The sequence below is a fragment of the Mesorhizobium sp. M1D.F.Ca.ET.231.01.1.1 genome, assembly GCF_003999155.2.
Taxonomy (GTDB): domain Bacteria; phylum Pseudomonadota; class Alphaproteobacteria; order Rhizobiales; family Rhizobiaceae; genus Mesorhizobium.
Map to the genome: position 1 here is coordinate 1,165,586 of NZ_RZOZ02000001.1, position 14,646 is coordinate 1,180,231.

Annotated in this window: 14 protein-coding genes; 5 read left to right on the forward strand and 9 right to left on the reverse strand. The window is 64.0% G+C overall.

The features are described from left to right. Positions 1–3: 3 nt before the first annotated feature. The 3 genes from tnpB to EN874_RS05820 all read right to left on the reverse strand — a co-directional run bounded on the left by tnpB (position 4) and on the right by EN874_RS05820 (position 1,761). Positions 4–357 (reverse strand): IS66 family insertion sequence element accessory protein TnpB, encoded by a 354-nt coding sequence (tnpB, locus tag EN874_RS05810; RefSeq protein WP_127424396.1) that lies wholly within the window; start codon positions 355–357, stop codon positions 4–6. Positions 358–451: 94 nt separating this feature from the next. Beyond that, positions 452–769 (reverse strand): transposase, encoded by a 318-nt coding sequence (locus tag EN874_RS05815; protein WP_128261462.1) that lies wholly within the window; start codon positions 767–769, stop codon positions 452–454. A 203-nt stretch (positions 770–972) separates the two neighbouring features. Further along, positions 973–1,761: an SDR family oxidoreductase gene (locus EN874_RS05820; protein WP_127424398.1), complete on the reverse strand. Its 789-nt coding sequence runs from the start codon at positions 1,759–1,761 to the stop codon at positions 973–975. Between the two features lie 187 nt (positions 1,762–1,948). Between EN874_RS05820 and EN874_RS05825 the strand changes: the two genes are divergently transcribed. Beyond that, positions 1,949–2,581 carry a LysE family translocator gene (locus tag EN874_RS05825; protein ID WP_127424399.1) on the forward strand — a complete coding sequence of 211 codons (633 nt, stop codon included), beginning with the start codon at positions 1,949–1,951 and terminating at the stop codon, positions 2,579–2,581. Positions 2,582–2,604: 23 nt separating this feature from the next. On the opposite strand, the gene EN874_RS05830 is transcribed toward EN874_RS05825, so the two are convergent. Both EN874_RS05830 and EN874_RS05835 read right to left on the reverse strand, forming a co-directional pair. Next, positions 2,605–3,429, reverse strand: coding sequence for a DUF2189 domain-containing protein (locus tag EN874_RS05830; RefSeq protein ID WP_127424400.1), 825 nt, complete (start codon positions 3,427–3,429; stop codon positions 2,605–2,607). 160 nt (positions 3,430–3,589) lie between these two features. Then, positions 3,590–4,294 carry a glutathione S-transferase family protein gene (locus EN874_RS05835; protein ID WP_127424401.1) on the reverse strand — a complete coding sequence of 235 codons (705 nt, stop codon included), beginning with the start codon at positions 4,292–4,294 and terminating at the stop codon, positions 3,590–3,592. A 112-nt stretch (positions 4,295–4,406) separates the two neighbouring features. Here EN874_RS05835 and EN874_RS05840 point away from each other — a divergent pair, with 112 nt between their 5' ends. Beyond that, positions 4,407–4,760, forward strand: coding sequence for a helix-turn-helix domain-containing protein (locus EN874_RS05840; RefSeq protein ID WP_127424402.1), 354 nt, complete (start codon positions 4,407–4,409; stop codon positions 4,758–4,760). A gap of 67 nt (positions 4,761–4,827) precedes the next feature. Then, positions 4,828–5,343, forward strand: a complete 516-nt coding sequence (locus tag EN874_RS05845; protein WP_127424403.1) for a CAP domain-containing protein — start codon at positions 4,828–4,830, stop codon at positions 5,341–5,343. Positions 5,344–5,350: 7 nt separating this feature from the next. Here the strand turns inward: EN874_RS05845 and EN874_RS05850 are convergent, their stop codons facing one another. The 4 genes from EN874_RS05850 to EN874_RS05865 form a co-directional block, all read right to left on the reverse strand. Then, a complete protein-coding gene (locus EN874_RS05850) occupies positions 5,351–8,125 on the reverse strand; it encodes an EAL domain-containing protein (RefSeq protein WP_245513465.1) in 2,775 nt (924 codons plus the stop codon). Between the two features lie 179 nt (positions 8,126–8,304). After that, positions 8,305–9,837 (reverse strand): DHA2 family efflux MFS transporter permease subunit, encoded by a 1,533-nt coding sequence (locus EN874_RS05855; protein ID WP_127424404.1) that lies wholly within the window; start codon positions 9,835–9,837, stop codon positions 8,305–8,307. Positions 9,838–10,243: 406 nt separating this feature from the next. After that, on the reverse strand, positions 10,244–11,440 hold the full coding sequence (locus tag EN874_RS05860) for an HlyD family secretion protein (protein ID WP_127424405.1): 1,197 nt from the start codon (positions 11,438–11,440) through the stop codon (positions 10,244–10,246). Further along, positions 11,437–11,913: a MarR family transcriptional regulator gene (locus EN874_RS05865; RefSeq protein WP_126089466.1), complete on the reverse strand. Its 477-nt coding sequence runs from the start codon at positions 11,911–11,913 to the stop codon at positions 11,437–11,439. The genes EN874_RS05860 and EN874_RS05865 overlap by 4 nt, the downstream gene beginning before the upstream one ends. A gap of 282 nt (positions 11,914–12,195) precedes the next feature. Between EN874_RS05865 and EN874_RS05870 the strand changes: the two genes are divergently transcribed. Together EN874_RS05870 and EN874_RS05875 are read left to right on the forward strand one after the other, a co-directional pair. Continuing rightward, entirely contained in the window at positions 12,196–12,804 is a 609-nt protein-coding gene (locus tag EN874_RS05870) for a CDP-alcohol phosphatidyltransferase family protein (protein WP_127424406.1), read from the forward strand. Between the two features lie 36 nt (positions 12,805–12,840). Continuing rightward, positions 12,841–14,646 carry a bifunctional alpha/beta hydrolase/class I SAM-dependent methyltransferase gene (locus EN874_RS05875; RefSeq protein ID WP_168247370.1) on the forward strand — a complete coding sequence of 602 codons (1,806 nt, stop codon included), beginning with the start codon at positions 12,841–12,843 and terminating at the stop codon, positions 14,644–14,646.

Consider the following 14,646-nt stretch of genomic DNA (forward strand, 5'->3'; position numbering starts at 1 on the left):
GCCTCAGCCGGCCGCCGTCGGAACGCGTGTCCGACGCATCTCATGGACACGCCGCCAGTCGAGCCCTTCGAGCAGCGCCGAGAGCTGCGCGGCCGTCAGCCGCATCACGCGGTCCTCAACCTTGGGCCAGCGGAACTCGCCGTCCTCCAGCCGCTTGGCGAACAGGCACATGCCGGCGCCGTCCCAGAAGATCAGCTTGATGCGGTCGCGGTTGGCGCGAAAGACGAAGACCGTGCCACCTAACGGATCGGCGCCCATCTGTTCGCGCGCCAGCGCCGCCAGCCCCTCCGCTCCCTTGTGGAAGTCCACGGGCTTAGTCGCCACCAGAACCTTGACCGCGCCGGTCGGCCCGATCACGACGTCGCCTTCAATGCGCGGATCACCGCCTCCACCGTTTTGGCGTCGGCGCCACGGCCCACCCGCATGGCGATGCCGTCGATCTCGAGCTCGATCACACCGACGTCGCGGACGGACGCTTCGCCGCCGGCTCCGGCGGCGCTGCAACGACTGCCGGAACGAAGACGGGAGTATCCTGCGTTGCCGAGGACGCAAGCTTGCGAGCCTCCCGTCGCCAGGTGAAGACTTGCTGCGGTCGCAGCCCATGGGGGCGGCGGGCGACCTCCGAGATGACCACGTTCGGTTCCAGGGTCTCGGAAATGATCCGCGCCTTGTCATCCATCGACCAGCGCCGCCGACCACCGGTGCTGTTGATCACCTCGAAGCGACGAGGCTGCCGCTCAGGGTCAAGCGTAAGCTCAAGTCCAGACACAAGCCGATCTCCGATTCCGACGCACAATCGGCGGGCTCACAGATCATTGGCATTCCCGGAAGGTGGTGCCGACACAGCGCTTACGTTTCGCCGTTTCCGTGAAACGGTGAAACGCACTGGCGCAACGACGAGCGCTGGCAAGCCCTTGTGCGCGTTCGCGGCACAAGGCGCATGTTGGTGCTCACCGGCACTGAAAGCATGCTTCACGATGCAGGCAACGTCGCTGAAGGGCCCGTCCTCGAGGCCAGCAATTGACCGCCGTCGACCACGATCGTTTGCCCCGTCACCCAACTTCCCATTTCGCTCGCCAGGAACAGAGCAACTTTTGCGATCTCCTCCGGCGTGCCAAACCGCCCCCAGGGTATGCCGTCGAGCGTGCGCTGATACAGCTGCGGGTCGGACGCCTTGCGGTTATCCCACACGCCGCCTGGAAACTCGATTGAACCGGGCGCGATGGCGTTTACCCGGATGCGTTTTGGCGCAAGCGCCAGTCCCTGGCCCATCGTGTAGTTGACGAGCGCCGCCTTGACCGCGGCGTAAGGCAAAGTACGCGGCACCGCTCTGAAACCGGAAATCGACGAGATATTGATGATGGCGCCACCCCCCGCCTTTTCCATGAACGGGATGGCTGTCTGGGTGGCGCGCACCGTCGCCATCAGGTCGACATCAATGCCGGCTCGCCAGCCGCTCTCGTCATCCCTCATGCCGATGCCCGACGCGTTGTTGACCAGGATGTCGATACCGTCGAGAGCCTTAACGGCTCCTGCCACAAAGCTCGCGGGCGCTGATGCCTCTGCAAGATCGCATGGCATGGCGAAAACAGCCCCTCCATACCGCCTCAGCTCGACCTCAGCGGCCTCGAGGCCCTGCGCGCCGCGGGCGCAGATGGCGACATCGGCGCCTTCCGTCGCAAATGCCAGAGCGATTGACCAGCCGATGCCGCGACTGGCACCTGTTACGACAACCTTTTTGCCCCTGAAGGAGATTTGCATTGCGCAGACCCGTGCAAAGCTGACACTCGAATTTCCAGGTGAATGGAAGTGTATTGGATTGTCAGCTCCCGGTCGAGAATGGCCGGATTTGGCGGCATCGACGCTGGCGCAACGGCCGGCGCCTTGAAGCCCTTGTGCCGTTCCGCGAAGCAGGGCACATCTCAGGCGCGCTTTCCAGGAGACACCTGTGCCCGACGCCGCCAACCACCTGACTTTCGCGCTGATCTGCCTCGGCATGGTGCTCACTCCAGGGCCGAACATGATCTACCTGATCTCGCGCTCGCTGTCGCAAGGGCCGAGGGCCGGGCTGATCTCGCTCGGCGGCGTGGCGCTGGGCTTCCTGTTTTATGTGCTGTCGGCGGCGCTCGGCATCACGGCGCTGCTGTTTGCCGTGCCGTATGCCTATGACGTATTGCGCTTTGCCGGCGCGCTCTACCTGCTGTGGCTCGCCTGGCAGGCGCTGAGGCCCGGTGGACGCTCACCGTTTCAGGTCCGCGAGCTGCCGAGGGACAGGCCGCGCAAGCTGTTCATCATGGGGCTGATGACCAACCTGCTCAATCCGAAGGTGGCGGTGCTCTACCTGTCGCTGCTGCCGCAGTTCATCAACCCGGCCAAGGGCCACGTGCTGTCGCAGCTTCTGGTGCTGGGCGTGACGCAGATCTCGATCAGCCTCACCGTCAACGCCATCATCGCGGTGACGGCGGGCTCGATCGCCACCTTCCTCGCCGGACGGCCGTTCTGGCTGGTCGTCCAGCGCTGGATGATGGGCACGGTGCTGACCGCACTGGCGCTCCGGATGGCGACTGAAGCCCAAAGATAGCCGGTGCCCTTCGCAGGGGGTCCCTACATCGGGCGGCGGGCCGGCCGGATCTGCTCCGGCTCCACAACCTTGCGGTAGAGATGCCAGGTCGCATGGCCGAGGACCGGCACGACGACGGCGAGACCGGCAAACAGCGGGATCGATCCGACCACCAGAAGCACGGCGACCGACAGGCCCCAGAGCGCCATCTGCAACGGGTTGGCCATCACCGCGCGCGCCGAGGTCTCGATCGCGGAGACGGCGCCGACATCGCGGTCGAGCAGCAGCGGGAAGGCAATCACGGTGGTGGCAAGCACGACCACGGCAAAGACGAAGCCGGCGGCGTTGCCGAGCAGGATCAGCGTCCAGCCCTTGCCGGTCGTCAGCACATCGCGCAGGAAGGTACCGACCGAAGCGGGCGGCTCGGCGCCGAAGAGGCTGGTGTAGATCGTCTGCGCGGCGAACAGCCACAGAAGGAAGAGCGCAAAGAGCAGGATGCCGATCACCGCGATCGAAGGCAGCGCCGGCGAATGGCGCACGTCGAACGCATGGTGCCAGCGGGTGCTCATGCCGAGCTCGCGCCGGCGACTGATCTCATAGAGGCCGATCGCCGCGAAAGGGCCGATCAGCGCGAAGCCGGACATCAGCGGATAGACGAGCTGAATCGCATTGGAGCCGGAGCTCCACCGCGTCAGGATCAGGCCGACAATCGGATAGATCAGGCAGAGGAACACATAGTGCGAAGGCTTGGCCCAGAAATCGTCGGCGCCGCGCCGCAACGCATCCCACAGATCCGACGTGGTGATGTGGCGCACCGTAGGCTGCACATGCATCCCGTGCGCGTCCGCCATGACATGAAAGCCGGCCATAACCTTCCTCCGTTTCTCGCGGGGGCGGTCACCACCTGGGTGGCCGCCCCTGGCTGCCACTTAAGTACCTGTGGCAACATAGCGCATCCGCCAGGGTTTGTCGTCACCGGCGGCGCCAGCCGCGCTAGCGCCGCCGGCTGACCCGGAGGCCAGGCGCTATTCAGGCGGCGAAACGTTCGATCACGTCCGCCAGCGGCACGTGCCCCAGGCATGCGCCCGAACCGGCCGGCCTTTCGCCATCCTCGACGGCGAGTGCATATCGCACGGCCGGGTCGGCTTCGATGCGGCGGCGCAAGGCGGCAAGCTTCGGGTAGTGGCCGCCGTCGATTGCCTGATGGAACTCGGCCCAGCGCGCTACGCCGATCAGCGTGGTATCGGCCAGCGTCAGCTTGTCACCGACGAGAAAGTCTGTATCGGCGATCATCGCCTCGAGCCGGTCGTGACGGTCGGCAACGGCCTTGCGGCCGAAATCGCGCAAGGTGGCTTGCAGCAGCGGCTCGGGCGACGCCATTTCCAACACCGCCCAAAGCGGGCTGAATGCGGCGGTGAAGCCGGTGTTCACGAAGGCCATCAGTTGATGCATCCGATCGGCTTCCGGCCTGCGCGGATCGAAACTGATACGACGCTCGACATCGCGGGCTTCGAGCCATGCGGCAATCGCCATGGTCTCGGTGAGCACCTTACCTTCGTCCGTGATCAGGACCGGCGTTTCCTGCCTGCCATTGAGACTGGCGTAGGCGTCGTTCTTCATGTCGGCAAGCATGTCCACCCGGCACAGACGGTAGGGTTGCCCTGCGAGCTCGAAGGCAGCGACGAGCCCCATCGAGCTTCCCGCCGGGAAGCCGTAAAGGAGAATAGGTTCCATGTTTCTCTTCCATGTTCAGGGATCACGCTGCGCAGCGAAACTTGACCCTAAACAACTGTCTTCCCATGTAAATTACGCACTATTCTGTAACCACGCGTCCAGGTCCCTCCCCATGAAAGATGTCGTCTCGCGCTGCCCGATCGAAGAGACCATGCGCGTGCTCAGCGGCCGCTGGCCGACCTTGCTGCTCTACTATCTGAAGGACGGCACCAAACGCTTCAGCGAACTCAGGCGCGACAATCCGACCGTTTCGCACCGCATCCTGGCGCTGGAACTGCGCAAGCTGGAGGACGCCGGGATCGTGCGGCGGACCGCGCATCAAGGCTATCCGCTGCGCGTCGACTACGACCTTACGACGTCCGGCCGCAAGCTCGTCCCGCTGATCGATGCGCTGGGGGCCTGGTGGGTGCATACGGCCGACGATCGGACCGGCGGCTCGGAAGCAAATCTCGAAACCGCAGCCTAGGGCCGTCTACCGAGATTTTCGCCGCCCTGCCCGGCAAAAGCCATGATCGCCATTATTTCAGGCGGGCATGACCGTTGCGCGACTCGAAAACCACCCGATCCCGAACCCGAACAGGCGCCGGCTGCTGAAGGGTGCGGCTCTTGCCGCGCTGGCGGGCCTTGCAGCCTGCTCCACCACCGTGCTGCCGACCGGCGAAGGCGCAGGCGTTTCGTCCTCCGCCACCACCACCTTGAGCACGATCCGGACATCCGCCGGGCTGCCGGCGCTGGTTCCGGACACGCAGCTCGAGCAGGCGGCGCTGCAGCAGGCCGGCTACATGGCGTCACGCGCCCGGATGAGCCACACCACCGGCTGGGGCAAGGATTTCGCCTCGCGCATGAAGGGCAACGGGGTGCACGGCGCCGCGGGCGAGAACATCGCCGAGGGCCGCTTCGACCTGCAGAAGCTGTTCGACATCTGGATGCATTCGGACGGCCACCGCCGCAACATGCTCGACCCGGACTTCTCCCGCTTCGGCCTCGCCTATGTGCGCGACGGCCGCGATCCGAGCCTGCGCTACTGGAGCCTCGTGCTCGGGAGATAGGCCTCGCCTATCCCTGTTTTGCCGTCAGCGGTTTCGACGCCGGAACGCCTCGGCCGTCATCCGCCAGGCTCGCCGTGTGGAGCAGTTTCGCGATGCCCAGGGCCGATACCGGTTTGCTGAAATGATAGCCCTGCATTTCATCACAATTGTTCTTGCGCAAGAAGGCCACCTGATCGTCTGTCTCGACGCCCTCGGCAATGACCCTCAAATGCAGATTTTGACCCAATGAGATCACGGCGCTGGCGACAGCCTGATCGCTCTCGTCGGCGGCGAGATCCCTGATGAATGACTTGTCGATCTTCAGCCGCGCCACGGGAAAGGTCTTAAGCGCGCTGAGGCTGGAATAGCCGGTTCCGAAATCGTCGATCGATATCTGAACGCCCAGGCCCTGCAACGCGTTCATCGTCGCAACCGCCAATTCGACGTCCTGCATGATAAGGCTCTCGGTTACCTCAAGCTCGAGATGTCTGGCATCCAGGCCGCTGTCCTTCAGTGCGTTCACGACCCGGCCAATCAGGTTCGGTTCCCTGAATTGCCGCGCCGAGACGTTTACGCATACGGTCAGGGGTGGCAGACCGGCATCCTGCCAGGCCTTGTTCTGCCGACAGGCTTCATGCAGGACCCAGTCGCCGATCGGCACGATCAGGCCGGTCTCCTCGGCGGTCGGAATGAATGTGTCCGGCGCCACCATGCCTCGTGTCGGATGCTTCCAGCGCAGCAAGGCTTCGACTGCAAAGACGTCCCCTGAGCGAAGATCGACCTGCGGCTGATAGAGCAGGACGAACTCCGAGCGAGCCAGCGCATTTCGCAGCTCTTCCTGAAGCAGGAATTTCTCATGCGCCCTGGTGTTGAACTCGGGAGCGTAGAACTGGAAATTGTCGCGGCCGAATTCCTTCGCGCGGTACATGGCGGCATCGGCATTGGCCAGCAGCTGATCCGGACCCGTCCCATCCTTGGGATAGTTGGCGATGCCGATGCTGGCCGTCGCCCGCAGCCGGTGCCTTCCCAGATGAACCGGCTCCGCGATCGCCGACCGGATCTTTTGCAGGGTCTCGGAGATCAGATCGACGTCGGTCGGCTGATCGAACAGAACGATAACGAACTCGTCGCCGCCAAGCCGCACGACGGTGTCGGTTGACCGGACGCATTCGACCATACGGTTGGCGACGGTCTTCAGCAGCACGTCACCGGCGTTATGGCCGAGCGTGTCATTGACGAGCTTGAAGTTGTCGAGGTCGATGAACACCACCGTCACCCAGCGCTCATAGCGCTGCGCATAAAGCAGAGCCTGCGAGAGCCGGTCCTCGAGCAGAGCGCGGTTTGGAAGCCCTGTCAGCACGTCATGGTTGGCCATGAAATGAATCTGGTCTTCAGCCAATTTGCGCTCGATGGCGATCCCCGCAATGCGCGTCGTGAAGTCGATCAGCCGTGTTTCGGCCTCGGTCGGTTCACGCACCGTCATCGAATACATCGCAAAGACACCCAGAACGGCGCCTTGATGCGACAGGATCGGTGTCGACCAGCAGGAACGATAGCCGAAGGGCGCCACCACGTGACGGTAATCTTCCCAAAGCGGATCCTGCATGATGTCCGAGACGATGACCGGCTCGCGCCGATAGACGGCGGTGCCACACGATCCAACCTTGGGGCCGATGGCGATCCCGTCGACGGCGGTGGTATAGTCTTTCGCCAGGCTCGGCGCGCCGCCGTGCCGCAAATGGCTACCATCCTTGTCCAGCAGCAGGACGGAACCGAATATTCCCGTCAATTGCGACTCGACGAGGCGCATCAGGCGATCGAGCACGTCTTCGAGCAGGGCGCTCATCGCGATCATTTCCAGAATATGCGCCTGTCCATCCCGAAGGATGTCCGCTTGCTTGCGCGCGGTGACATCGTGAGCGATCCCAACCAGACCGATGATCTCATCCTGCGCATTGCGCAGAGGCACCTTTGTCGATGAAACCCACTTTCCTACGCCCGACGCATCGACAATAAACTCCTCCTTGTCGATCATCGGTTGTCCGCTGCGGAGCACGTTCTCCTCGATCGCGCGAAATTTCCGCGCAAGTTCCGGGGCATGGAGATCAAAATCGGTCAAGCCGATCATGTCGCTGGTCTTCTCCCGCCCGCTGTCGACCGCAAGCGCTCTGTTCGCCACGACGAACCGGCTTTCCGTGTCCTTGACCCAGAGATAATCGGGCACCCAGTCGATCAGCGTTTGCAGCGAGATGCGCTCGTCGACGATCTGTTGATTGGCAGCGAGCGCCGTAATGTCCTCATGCGTGGCCACCCAGCTGCCGTCAGGCATGGGCTGGTGGCAGACCTGAATTGCCCGGCCGTCGGCGAGGTTGGCGGTCCAGACTCTTGGAGCCATGCCCGAATTGATGGAACGGGCCAATGCGAGATAAGCGTCGGCATCTGTCGCGGATGTCCCGACCGCGACGCGACGTTCGACGATTTCCCGTAGCGTCAGTCCCGGCTGCAATTGCTCAGGCGCAATGCGGTAGATTTCCGCATAGCGGCGGTTGCACAGGATAAGCCGCTCACCGGCATCGAAAAAGCAGATGCCCTGCGAAACGTTTTCGATCGCCGTCTCAAATCGCAGCGCCTGCCCTTCGAGCGTTGCGATCCTGGCTCGAAGGTCGCGCTCGAGCGTTTCATAGGAAGCGATCGTCAGCTTTGCCAGCGCGGCAAGACTGGCCGACTCCGGTGTTGCAGCGGCTTTCCTGGATGATTTTGTGCCCAAACAGAGTTCCTCCGGTTTGGTGCCGGCGCAAAGCAACGCGGCTCGCTTTCAACCCAAAAGCGACCGCATCGTGATCGAGATATACTAATGGTAGGTGAACCAGCTCCCGGGTCAGGGGGCAGCTGTGGAAATCTGAAAGTTCCGGGCTGTTCCCCGGACACGATTTTGAGCCCGGATGCAGGCGCAGCCGCTACGTCGCGCCAGCCCGCAAAACGTCAATCCATATGCGCTGCCGGCGCGCCACCGGCCGGCGCCGCTTTTGGCTTGCGCAGCAGGACCACGAACGGGACGGCAAGCAGCGTCATCACCATCAGGATTTTGAAGTCGTTGATATAGGAGATCATCATCGCCTGGACGTTCACCAGCCTGTCGACCTGCGAAAGCGCGGCGGGGTCGCCGGCGGCCGCGGCCGGCGAGGCCGCCCACAGATTGGGATTGTACGGGTTGATGAAGACGGACAACTCGCCATGGTTGATCTGCGTGTTCTGCACCATGAGCGCCGCGACAACCGATACGCCGATGGAGGAACCCAGATTGCGCACCAGGCTGAACAGCGAGGTGGCGTCGGTGCGGTAGCGCGCGTCGAGCGTGGCGAAGGCAACCGCCGACAGCGGCACGAACACCATGCCCATGCCGAGGCCCTGGACGACGCCCGAGGAGATAATCAGCCAGTTGTCCATCTGCGGCGTGAAGCTCGCCATCGTGTAGAGCGACTGCGCGGTAAGCAGGAAGCCAATGGCGACGAGGATCCTGGCATCGATCCTGTGCATGATGCGGCCAACGAACAGCATCGAGATCATCGTGCCGATGCCGCGCGGTCCCAGCACAACGCCGATGGTCACCGTCGGGTAGCCGAAGATGTTGGCAAGCATTGGCGGCAGCAGCGACATCGAGGCAAGGATCAGCACGCCCATGACGAAGATGAAGCCCAGCCCGGTCACGAAATTGCGGTCGAGGAAGATTTTTGGATCGATGAAGGGACGTTCGGACGTCACCGTATGGATGATGAACACCCAGAAACCGGTGATCGACAGCGCGAGCTCGATCCAGATCTCGGTCGAGCAGAACCAGTCGACCTCGCCGCCGCGGTCGAGCATCAGCTGCAACGCGCCGACGCCGAGCGAGATCATGGCGAAGCCGAAGAAATCGAAGCTGCGCACGCGCTTGGCGACGACCGGCAGATAGGCGGCCATGCCGATGAAGGCGAGGATGCCGACCGGCAGGTTGATGAAGAACACCCAGCGCCAGTTGAAATTCTCGGTCAGCCAGCCGCCGAGCGTCGGCCCGAGGATCGGCCCCAGCATGATGCCGGCGCCCCAGATGGCCATCGCCTGGCCATGGCGCTCCCTGGGATTGATGTCGAGCAGGAAGGTCTGCGACAGCGGCACGATGGCCGCGCCGAACACGCCCTGCAGCAAGCGGAAGAGCACCATGGTCTCGAGGCTCCAGGCGAGTCCGCAGAGCATCGAGAAGATGGTGAAGCCGACGACCGAGGCGAGGAACAGTTCCTTGCGGCCAAGGCGGTCGGCAAGCCAGCCGGTGACCGGTGTCATGATAGCCGCCGCCACGATGTAGGAGGTCAGCACCCAGTTGATGTTGTCGGGCGAGGCGCCGAGATCGCCGGTCATGGTCGGCAGCGCGACATTGGCAATCGTGGTGTCGAGCGCCTGCATGATCGTCGCCAGCATCAGCGCGACCGTGATCAGGCCGCGGTGCGGGACTTCCTTGAAGGGTTCGGGCGTGCTCATGGCGCTGAACTTCCGGCAGACAACAAAAACGGGTACGCTAGAGCATGATGCCGAAAAGTGTGGAGCGGTTTTCGGACGACATCATGCTCTATCTCTTTGATTTAGAGGCGGATTCAGATTTCAGGTCGAACAGACCTGAAATCATCCGGCTCTAGGTTTCCGGACGGCAAGGCCTTCCGTTGAGAGACCCTCATCGCGGTGGGACGCGACTATCGATGTGGGGATTACATCGACCGAAAGTCTCTATTCGAGCGGATGCCTGCCGCCCGGAAACCTGAGGTTAGACGGGTCCGTGTCGAAAGCTTCAGCATCGATCAAAGCCGCGAAGCGGCTCGCCTCAACGCTTGAGCTTTCACACTCCTCCCATCGGATCAATCCCCTGCTCCAACTCCTTGCTTGTGCGTGATTATTGCGCGTTCTCGCCGGCCGTGGCGTGGCCGAAGATCGACGGCAGGCCACGTGCCACGCCGGTGTCGACGGTGACCGTCGCGCTCATGCCGGTGCGCAGCGCCATTTTGGCGTCGGGGTCGGCCAGTTCCAGGCGCACTGGGATGCGCTGGGTGACCTTGACCCAGTTGCCGGTGGCGTTCTGGGCGGGCAGCAGCGAGAACTCGGCGCCCGTGCCGGCGCCGATCGCCTTGACGGCCGCATCGAAGGTCCGGCCCGGATAGGTGTCGACGACGATCTCGGCCTTCTGGCCCGGCTTCATATGTGTGAGCTGGGTCTCCTTGAAATTGGCGTCGATCCAGGTGTCGCCGGTCTCGACCAGCGCGAACAGCGGCGTGCCGACGGCGACGTATTGGCCGACCTTGAAGGACGAGGCCTGGTAGACCACGCCGTCGGCCGGCGCCTTCACCGTGGTCTGCGCGAGATCGTAAGCGGCCTTGTCGCGCGCGGCGATCGCCGACATCACCGTCGGGTGCCTGTCGGTCTCGATGTCCGGGTTGCCGCCAAGCGCCGCCTTGGCGCTGACGATGCCCTGCTCGGCGACCGCCAGCTGCTGCTTGGCCTTGTCGAGGTCGTTACGGGCCTCGTCCAGCGAAGACTTGGCGTTGATGCCCTTCTGGGCGAGATCGGCGGCGCGATCATATTGCGACTGCGCATAGTCGACCTCGCTGCTCGCCGACTTTTCCTGCGCCATCGCCTGGCTGTAGGCGGCGCGCAGCTGCTCGACATTGAGGCGCGCGGCGGCCACAGCCGCGTCGGCCTGGGCAAGAGCGATCCTGTAAGGCTCCGGGTCGATGACGAAGAGGAGGTCGCCGGCCTTGACCGTCTGGTTGTCGGCGATGCCGACCTGGACGATGCGGCCGGCCGTATCGGAAGCGATCGAAATCCTGGCCTGTTGCAGATTGGCGTTCTCGGTCTCCTGGTAGCGCCCGCCCGTCACCCAGACATAGGCGCCGCCGGCGAGCAGCGCCAGCGGCAGGGCGATCATCAAAAGGAAGCGGCCCAGGCGGCGCTTCTTCTTCGGCGCGGGCTGCGGCGCCGGCGCCACGGAAACGGGAGCGGGTGCCGGCTGCGCCGGGGCTTCGGCGATCGGCTCCGCAGGCGTCTCCATCTCCAGCTCGGTGACGTTGTCTTCGATCTTGGCTGCCGCGTTCATGTTGCTGCGCCTTCTGCCTTCATTTTTTCCAGGGACGACGCTTCGCCGTCCGTCAAATTCCGCACGATCGTGTCCAGCGTCCGGATCAGGACGTGGCGATCCTCCGGCGACACGCCGGTGAGCGATTCCTCATAGACCTCGCCGGCGAGGCTCTTGACGTCGGCATAGGCAGCGCTTGCCTTGGCGGTGGGAAATATCAGGCGCACCCGCCGGTCGGTCGGGTCGGTGCGGCGCTCGATCCAGCCGCCCTCCTCCATCCTGTCGACAAGACGCGAGACGCTGATCGGCTCGATTTCCAGCATGTCGGCGAGCCGCGCCTGGGTGATGCCGGCCTCCTTGGCCACGCGAACCATCAGGCGCCATTGCGCCGACGACAGGCCGAGCCCGCTGGCGCGCGCCTCGAAGCGCTTACGCATCAGGCGCTGCACGTCGTGGATCAAAAATCCCAATCTGTCGATGCCGTCTGAAACCATGAGCGACATATATAATAAGCGTGCTTACTATTCAAGCGGAATGCGTTGGTCCAGAAGCCGGGAAAGCGCAGCCCCTGGAAGAAGGGCGGATCGACCGCCGGCTAGTCGCGGAGAGGACACCCTGGCCGGCGCCTGATCAAGACGGCGACTGCGGCGGCTTGAGGCTCTGCGTTCATAACCAGGCGTCAACCGTCTGAAAATTCACTGTGTTTTTTGCCGCATGCTGGTGTCGTTCGGCCTCTTCGTGATACAGGTGGAAGCGTGGATCGGGGGATCAACGCAATGCCGACGCTCTATGCGCTCAAGCCGGCTTTCCAGGACAGGCTGCGGCCGCTGGTCGGGAAGCTGGCCGCAATGGGCATCACGGCCAACGGCATAACGATACTTGCTGCCTTGCTGTCCATTACCGCCGGAACGGCGATCGCGCTTTTGCCGGGCTGGCGCATCGTTCTTCTTCTCATCCCCATCGTGCTATTCGTTCGCATGGTGCTCAACGCCATCGACGGCATGCTGGCGCGGGAGCATGGGCAGGCCTCGACGCTCGGCATGTATCTCAACGAGACCTGCGACGTCGCCTCGGACCTCGCGCTGATCCTGCCCTTCGCGGCCTTTCCGCAATTCGGCGGCCGGGGCGTCGTCGCCTTTGCCATCGCCGCTGTGCTTACCGAGTTCGCCGGCGTGCTCGGCATCGCCGCCGGCATCGGACGAAATTATGGCGGTCCGTTCGGCAAGAGCGACAGGGCGCTGGCGCTGGGCGTGGTCGCCGTGCTCGCCGCCGCCGGGCTGTGGCCGCCGGCAATCGCGCCGTTTGTGTTTCCGGCCATGGCTACGCTTTCGCTGCTGACCGCCATAAACCGGATACGCGCCGGTCTTATTGGCAGCGGCGGCTGAGCATCGAGGCTCGCCATGCCGCCCGGGGGAAACACCATGCTTCACGAACAGGTCGCCAGCGCGCCGGCGGAAAGCCTCGCGCGGCAAGCGCAGGAACGCACCTTCCGCAGCCATGACGGCACGCAGATCTTCTACCGCTTTTGGCCGCCCGTTTCCGCCAAGACAAAAGTCTCGGCCAAGGCCAAGGGTGCGGTCGTACTTTTCCATCGCGGCCACGAGCATGGGGGCCGCATGGCGCATCTCGTGGACGAACTCGGCATGCCCGACCATGCCTTCTATGCCTGGGACGCCCGCGGCAACGGCCGCTCCGAAGGCGAGCGCGGCTATGCTCCTTCCTTCGCGGCGCTGGTGCGCGACATCGATTGCTTCACGCGCGAGATCGCCGCCAGGGACGGTTTTGCCGCGCCGGATATCGCGCTCATCGCGCAGTCCTTCGGCGCCGTGCTTGCCGCGGCGTGGGTGCATGACTACGCGCCGAAACTGCGCGCCATGGTGCTCGCCTCGCCCGCCTTCTCGGTCAAGCTCTATGTCCCTTTCGCCAAAGAAGGCATTGCGTTGTGGCAGAAGATCAAGGGGCGCTTCTTCGTCAATTCCTACGTCAAGGCGAGCCTGCTCACCCATGACCCGGTGCGCATCGCTTCGTTTGAAAACGACAAGCTGATCACAAGGCCGATCGCCTCGAACATCCTCGTCGAGCTCTACCAGCATGCGGCGCGCATCGTTTCCGATGCCCGCGCCATCACCGTGCCGACGCAGCTTCTCCTGTCGGGCAGCGACTGGGTGGTGCGCCATGCGCCGCAGCACGAGTTCTTCGTCAACCTCGGTAGCAGCGTGAAAGAACGCCATGTGCTGCCGGGCTTCTTCCACGACACGCTGGGCGAACGCGACCGCGCCAAGGCGCTCGACCTGATCCGGCCGTTCCTCGAAGGGCAGTTCGCCTCGCCGGCCGAAGCCGTCGACCTGAAGCAGGCGGATATCGCCGGCTACACGCGCGACGAGGCCGACAGGCTTGCCTCGCCGCTCGATCTCCTGTCACTGAGGGGCCTCTATTGGGCCTTGAGCCGCGCCTTCATCCGCCTCGGCAGCTGGTTCTCGCAAGGCATGAAGACCGGCGTTGCCACCGGCTTCGATTCCGGGTCGACGCTGGACTATGTTTATGAGGACGAGCCGCGCGGTCTCGGGCCGATCGGCCGCTTGGTCGACCGGACCTTCCTCGACGCCATCGGCTGGCGTGGCATCCGCCAGCGCAAGCTCAACCTCGAAGAGCTGATCGGCTCGGCGCTGGCAACGCTGAAGGCCACCGGACGGCCCGGTCATATCCTCGATATCGCCGCCGGCCACGGCCGCTACGTGCTCGACGCCATCGCCAAGAGCCCTGAACAACCAGCCAGCGTGCGCTTGCAGGACTACTCCGATCTCAACGTCGAGCTCGGCCGCAAGCTGATTGCAAAGCGCGGACTGCCGGCGAGCGTGTCGTTCCGGCGCGTCGACGCCTTTGACGGCGATGGGCTGGCCAGGCTCGATCCGGCGCCGGACCTCGCCATCGTTTCCGGCCTCTACGAGCTTTTCGCCGACAACGCGCTGATTGCCCGCTCGCTCGGCGGCCTTGCCCGCGCCATGCAGCCCGGCAGCCTGCTCCTCTACACCAACCAGCCCTGGCACCCGCAGCTCGAGATGATCGCGCGCAGCCTGACGTCGCATCGCGGCGGCCAGGCCTGGGTGATGCGGCGCCGCACGCAGGGCGAGATGGACCAGCTGGTCGAGGCAGCCGGTTTCGAGAAGCTCGACCAGCGCATCGACCAATGGGGCATCTTCACCGTCTCGCTGGCAAGGCGGCTTTAG

What these genes read in the sequence shown, in the direction of transcription:
- EN874_RS05855 (WP_127424404.1), bottom strand. Translation starts at nt 9,837, where the DNA reads ATGAGCACGCCCGAACCCTTCAAGGAAGTCCCGCACCGCGGCCTGATC.
- EN874_RS05865 (WP_126089466.1), bottom strand. Translation starts at nt 11,913, where the DNA reads ATGGTTTCAGACGGCATCGACAGATTGGGATTTTTGATCCACGACGTG.
- EN874_RS05860 (WP_127424405.1), bottom strand. Translation starts at nt 11,440, where the DNA reads ATGAACGCGGCAGCCAAGATCGAAGACAACGTCACCGAGCTGGAGATG.
- EN874_RS05820 (WP_127424398.1), bottom strand. Translation starts at nt 1,761, where the DNA reads ATGCAAATCTCCTTCAGGGGCAAAAAGGTTGTCGTAACAGGTGCCAGT.
- EN874_RS05840 (WP_127424402.1), top strand. Translation starts at nt 4,407, where the DNA reads ATGAAAGATGTCGTCTCGCGCTGCCCGATCGAAGAGACCATGCGCGTG.
- EN874_RS05830 (WP_127424400.1), bottom strand. Translation starts at nt 3,429, where the DNA reads ATGGCCGGCTTTCATGTCATGGCGGACGCGCACGGGATGCATGTGCAG.
- EN874_RS05845 (WP_127424403.1), top strand. Translation starts at nt 4,828, where the DNA reads ATGACCGTTGCGCGACTCGAAAACCACCCGATCCCGAACCCGAACAGG.
- EN874_RS05870 (WP_127424406.1), top strand. Translation starts at nt 12,196, where the DNA reads ATGCCGACGCTCTATGCGCTCAAGCCGGCTTTCCAGGACAGGCTGCGG.
- EN874_RS05835 (WP_127424401.1), bottom strand. Translation starts at nt 4,294, where the DNA reads ATGGAACCTATTCTCCTTTACGGCTTCCCGGCGGGAAGCTCGATGGGG.
- EN874_RS05875 (WP_168247370.1), top strand. Translation starts at nt 12,841, where the DNA reads ATGCTTCACGAACAGGTCGCCAGCGCGCCGGCGGAAAGCCTCGCGCGG.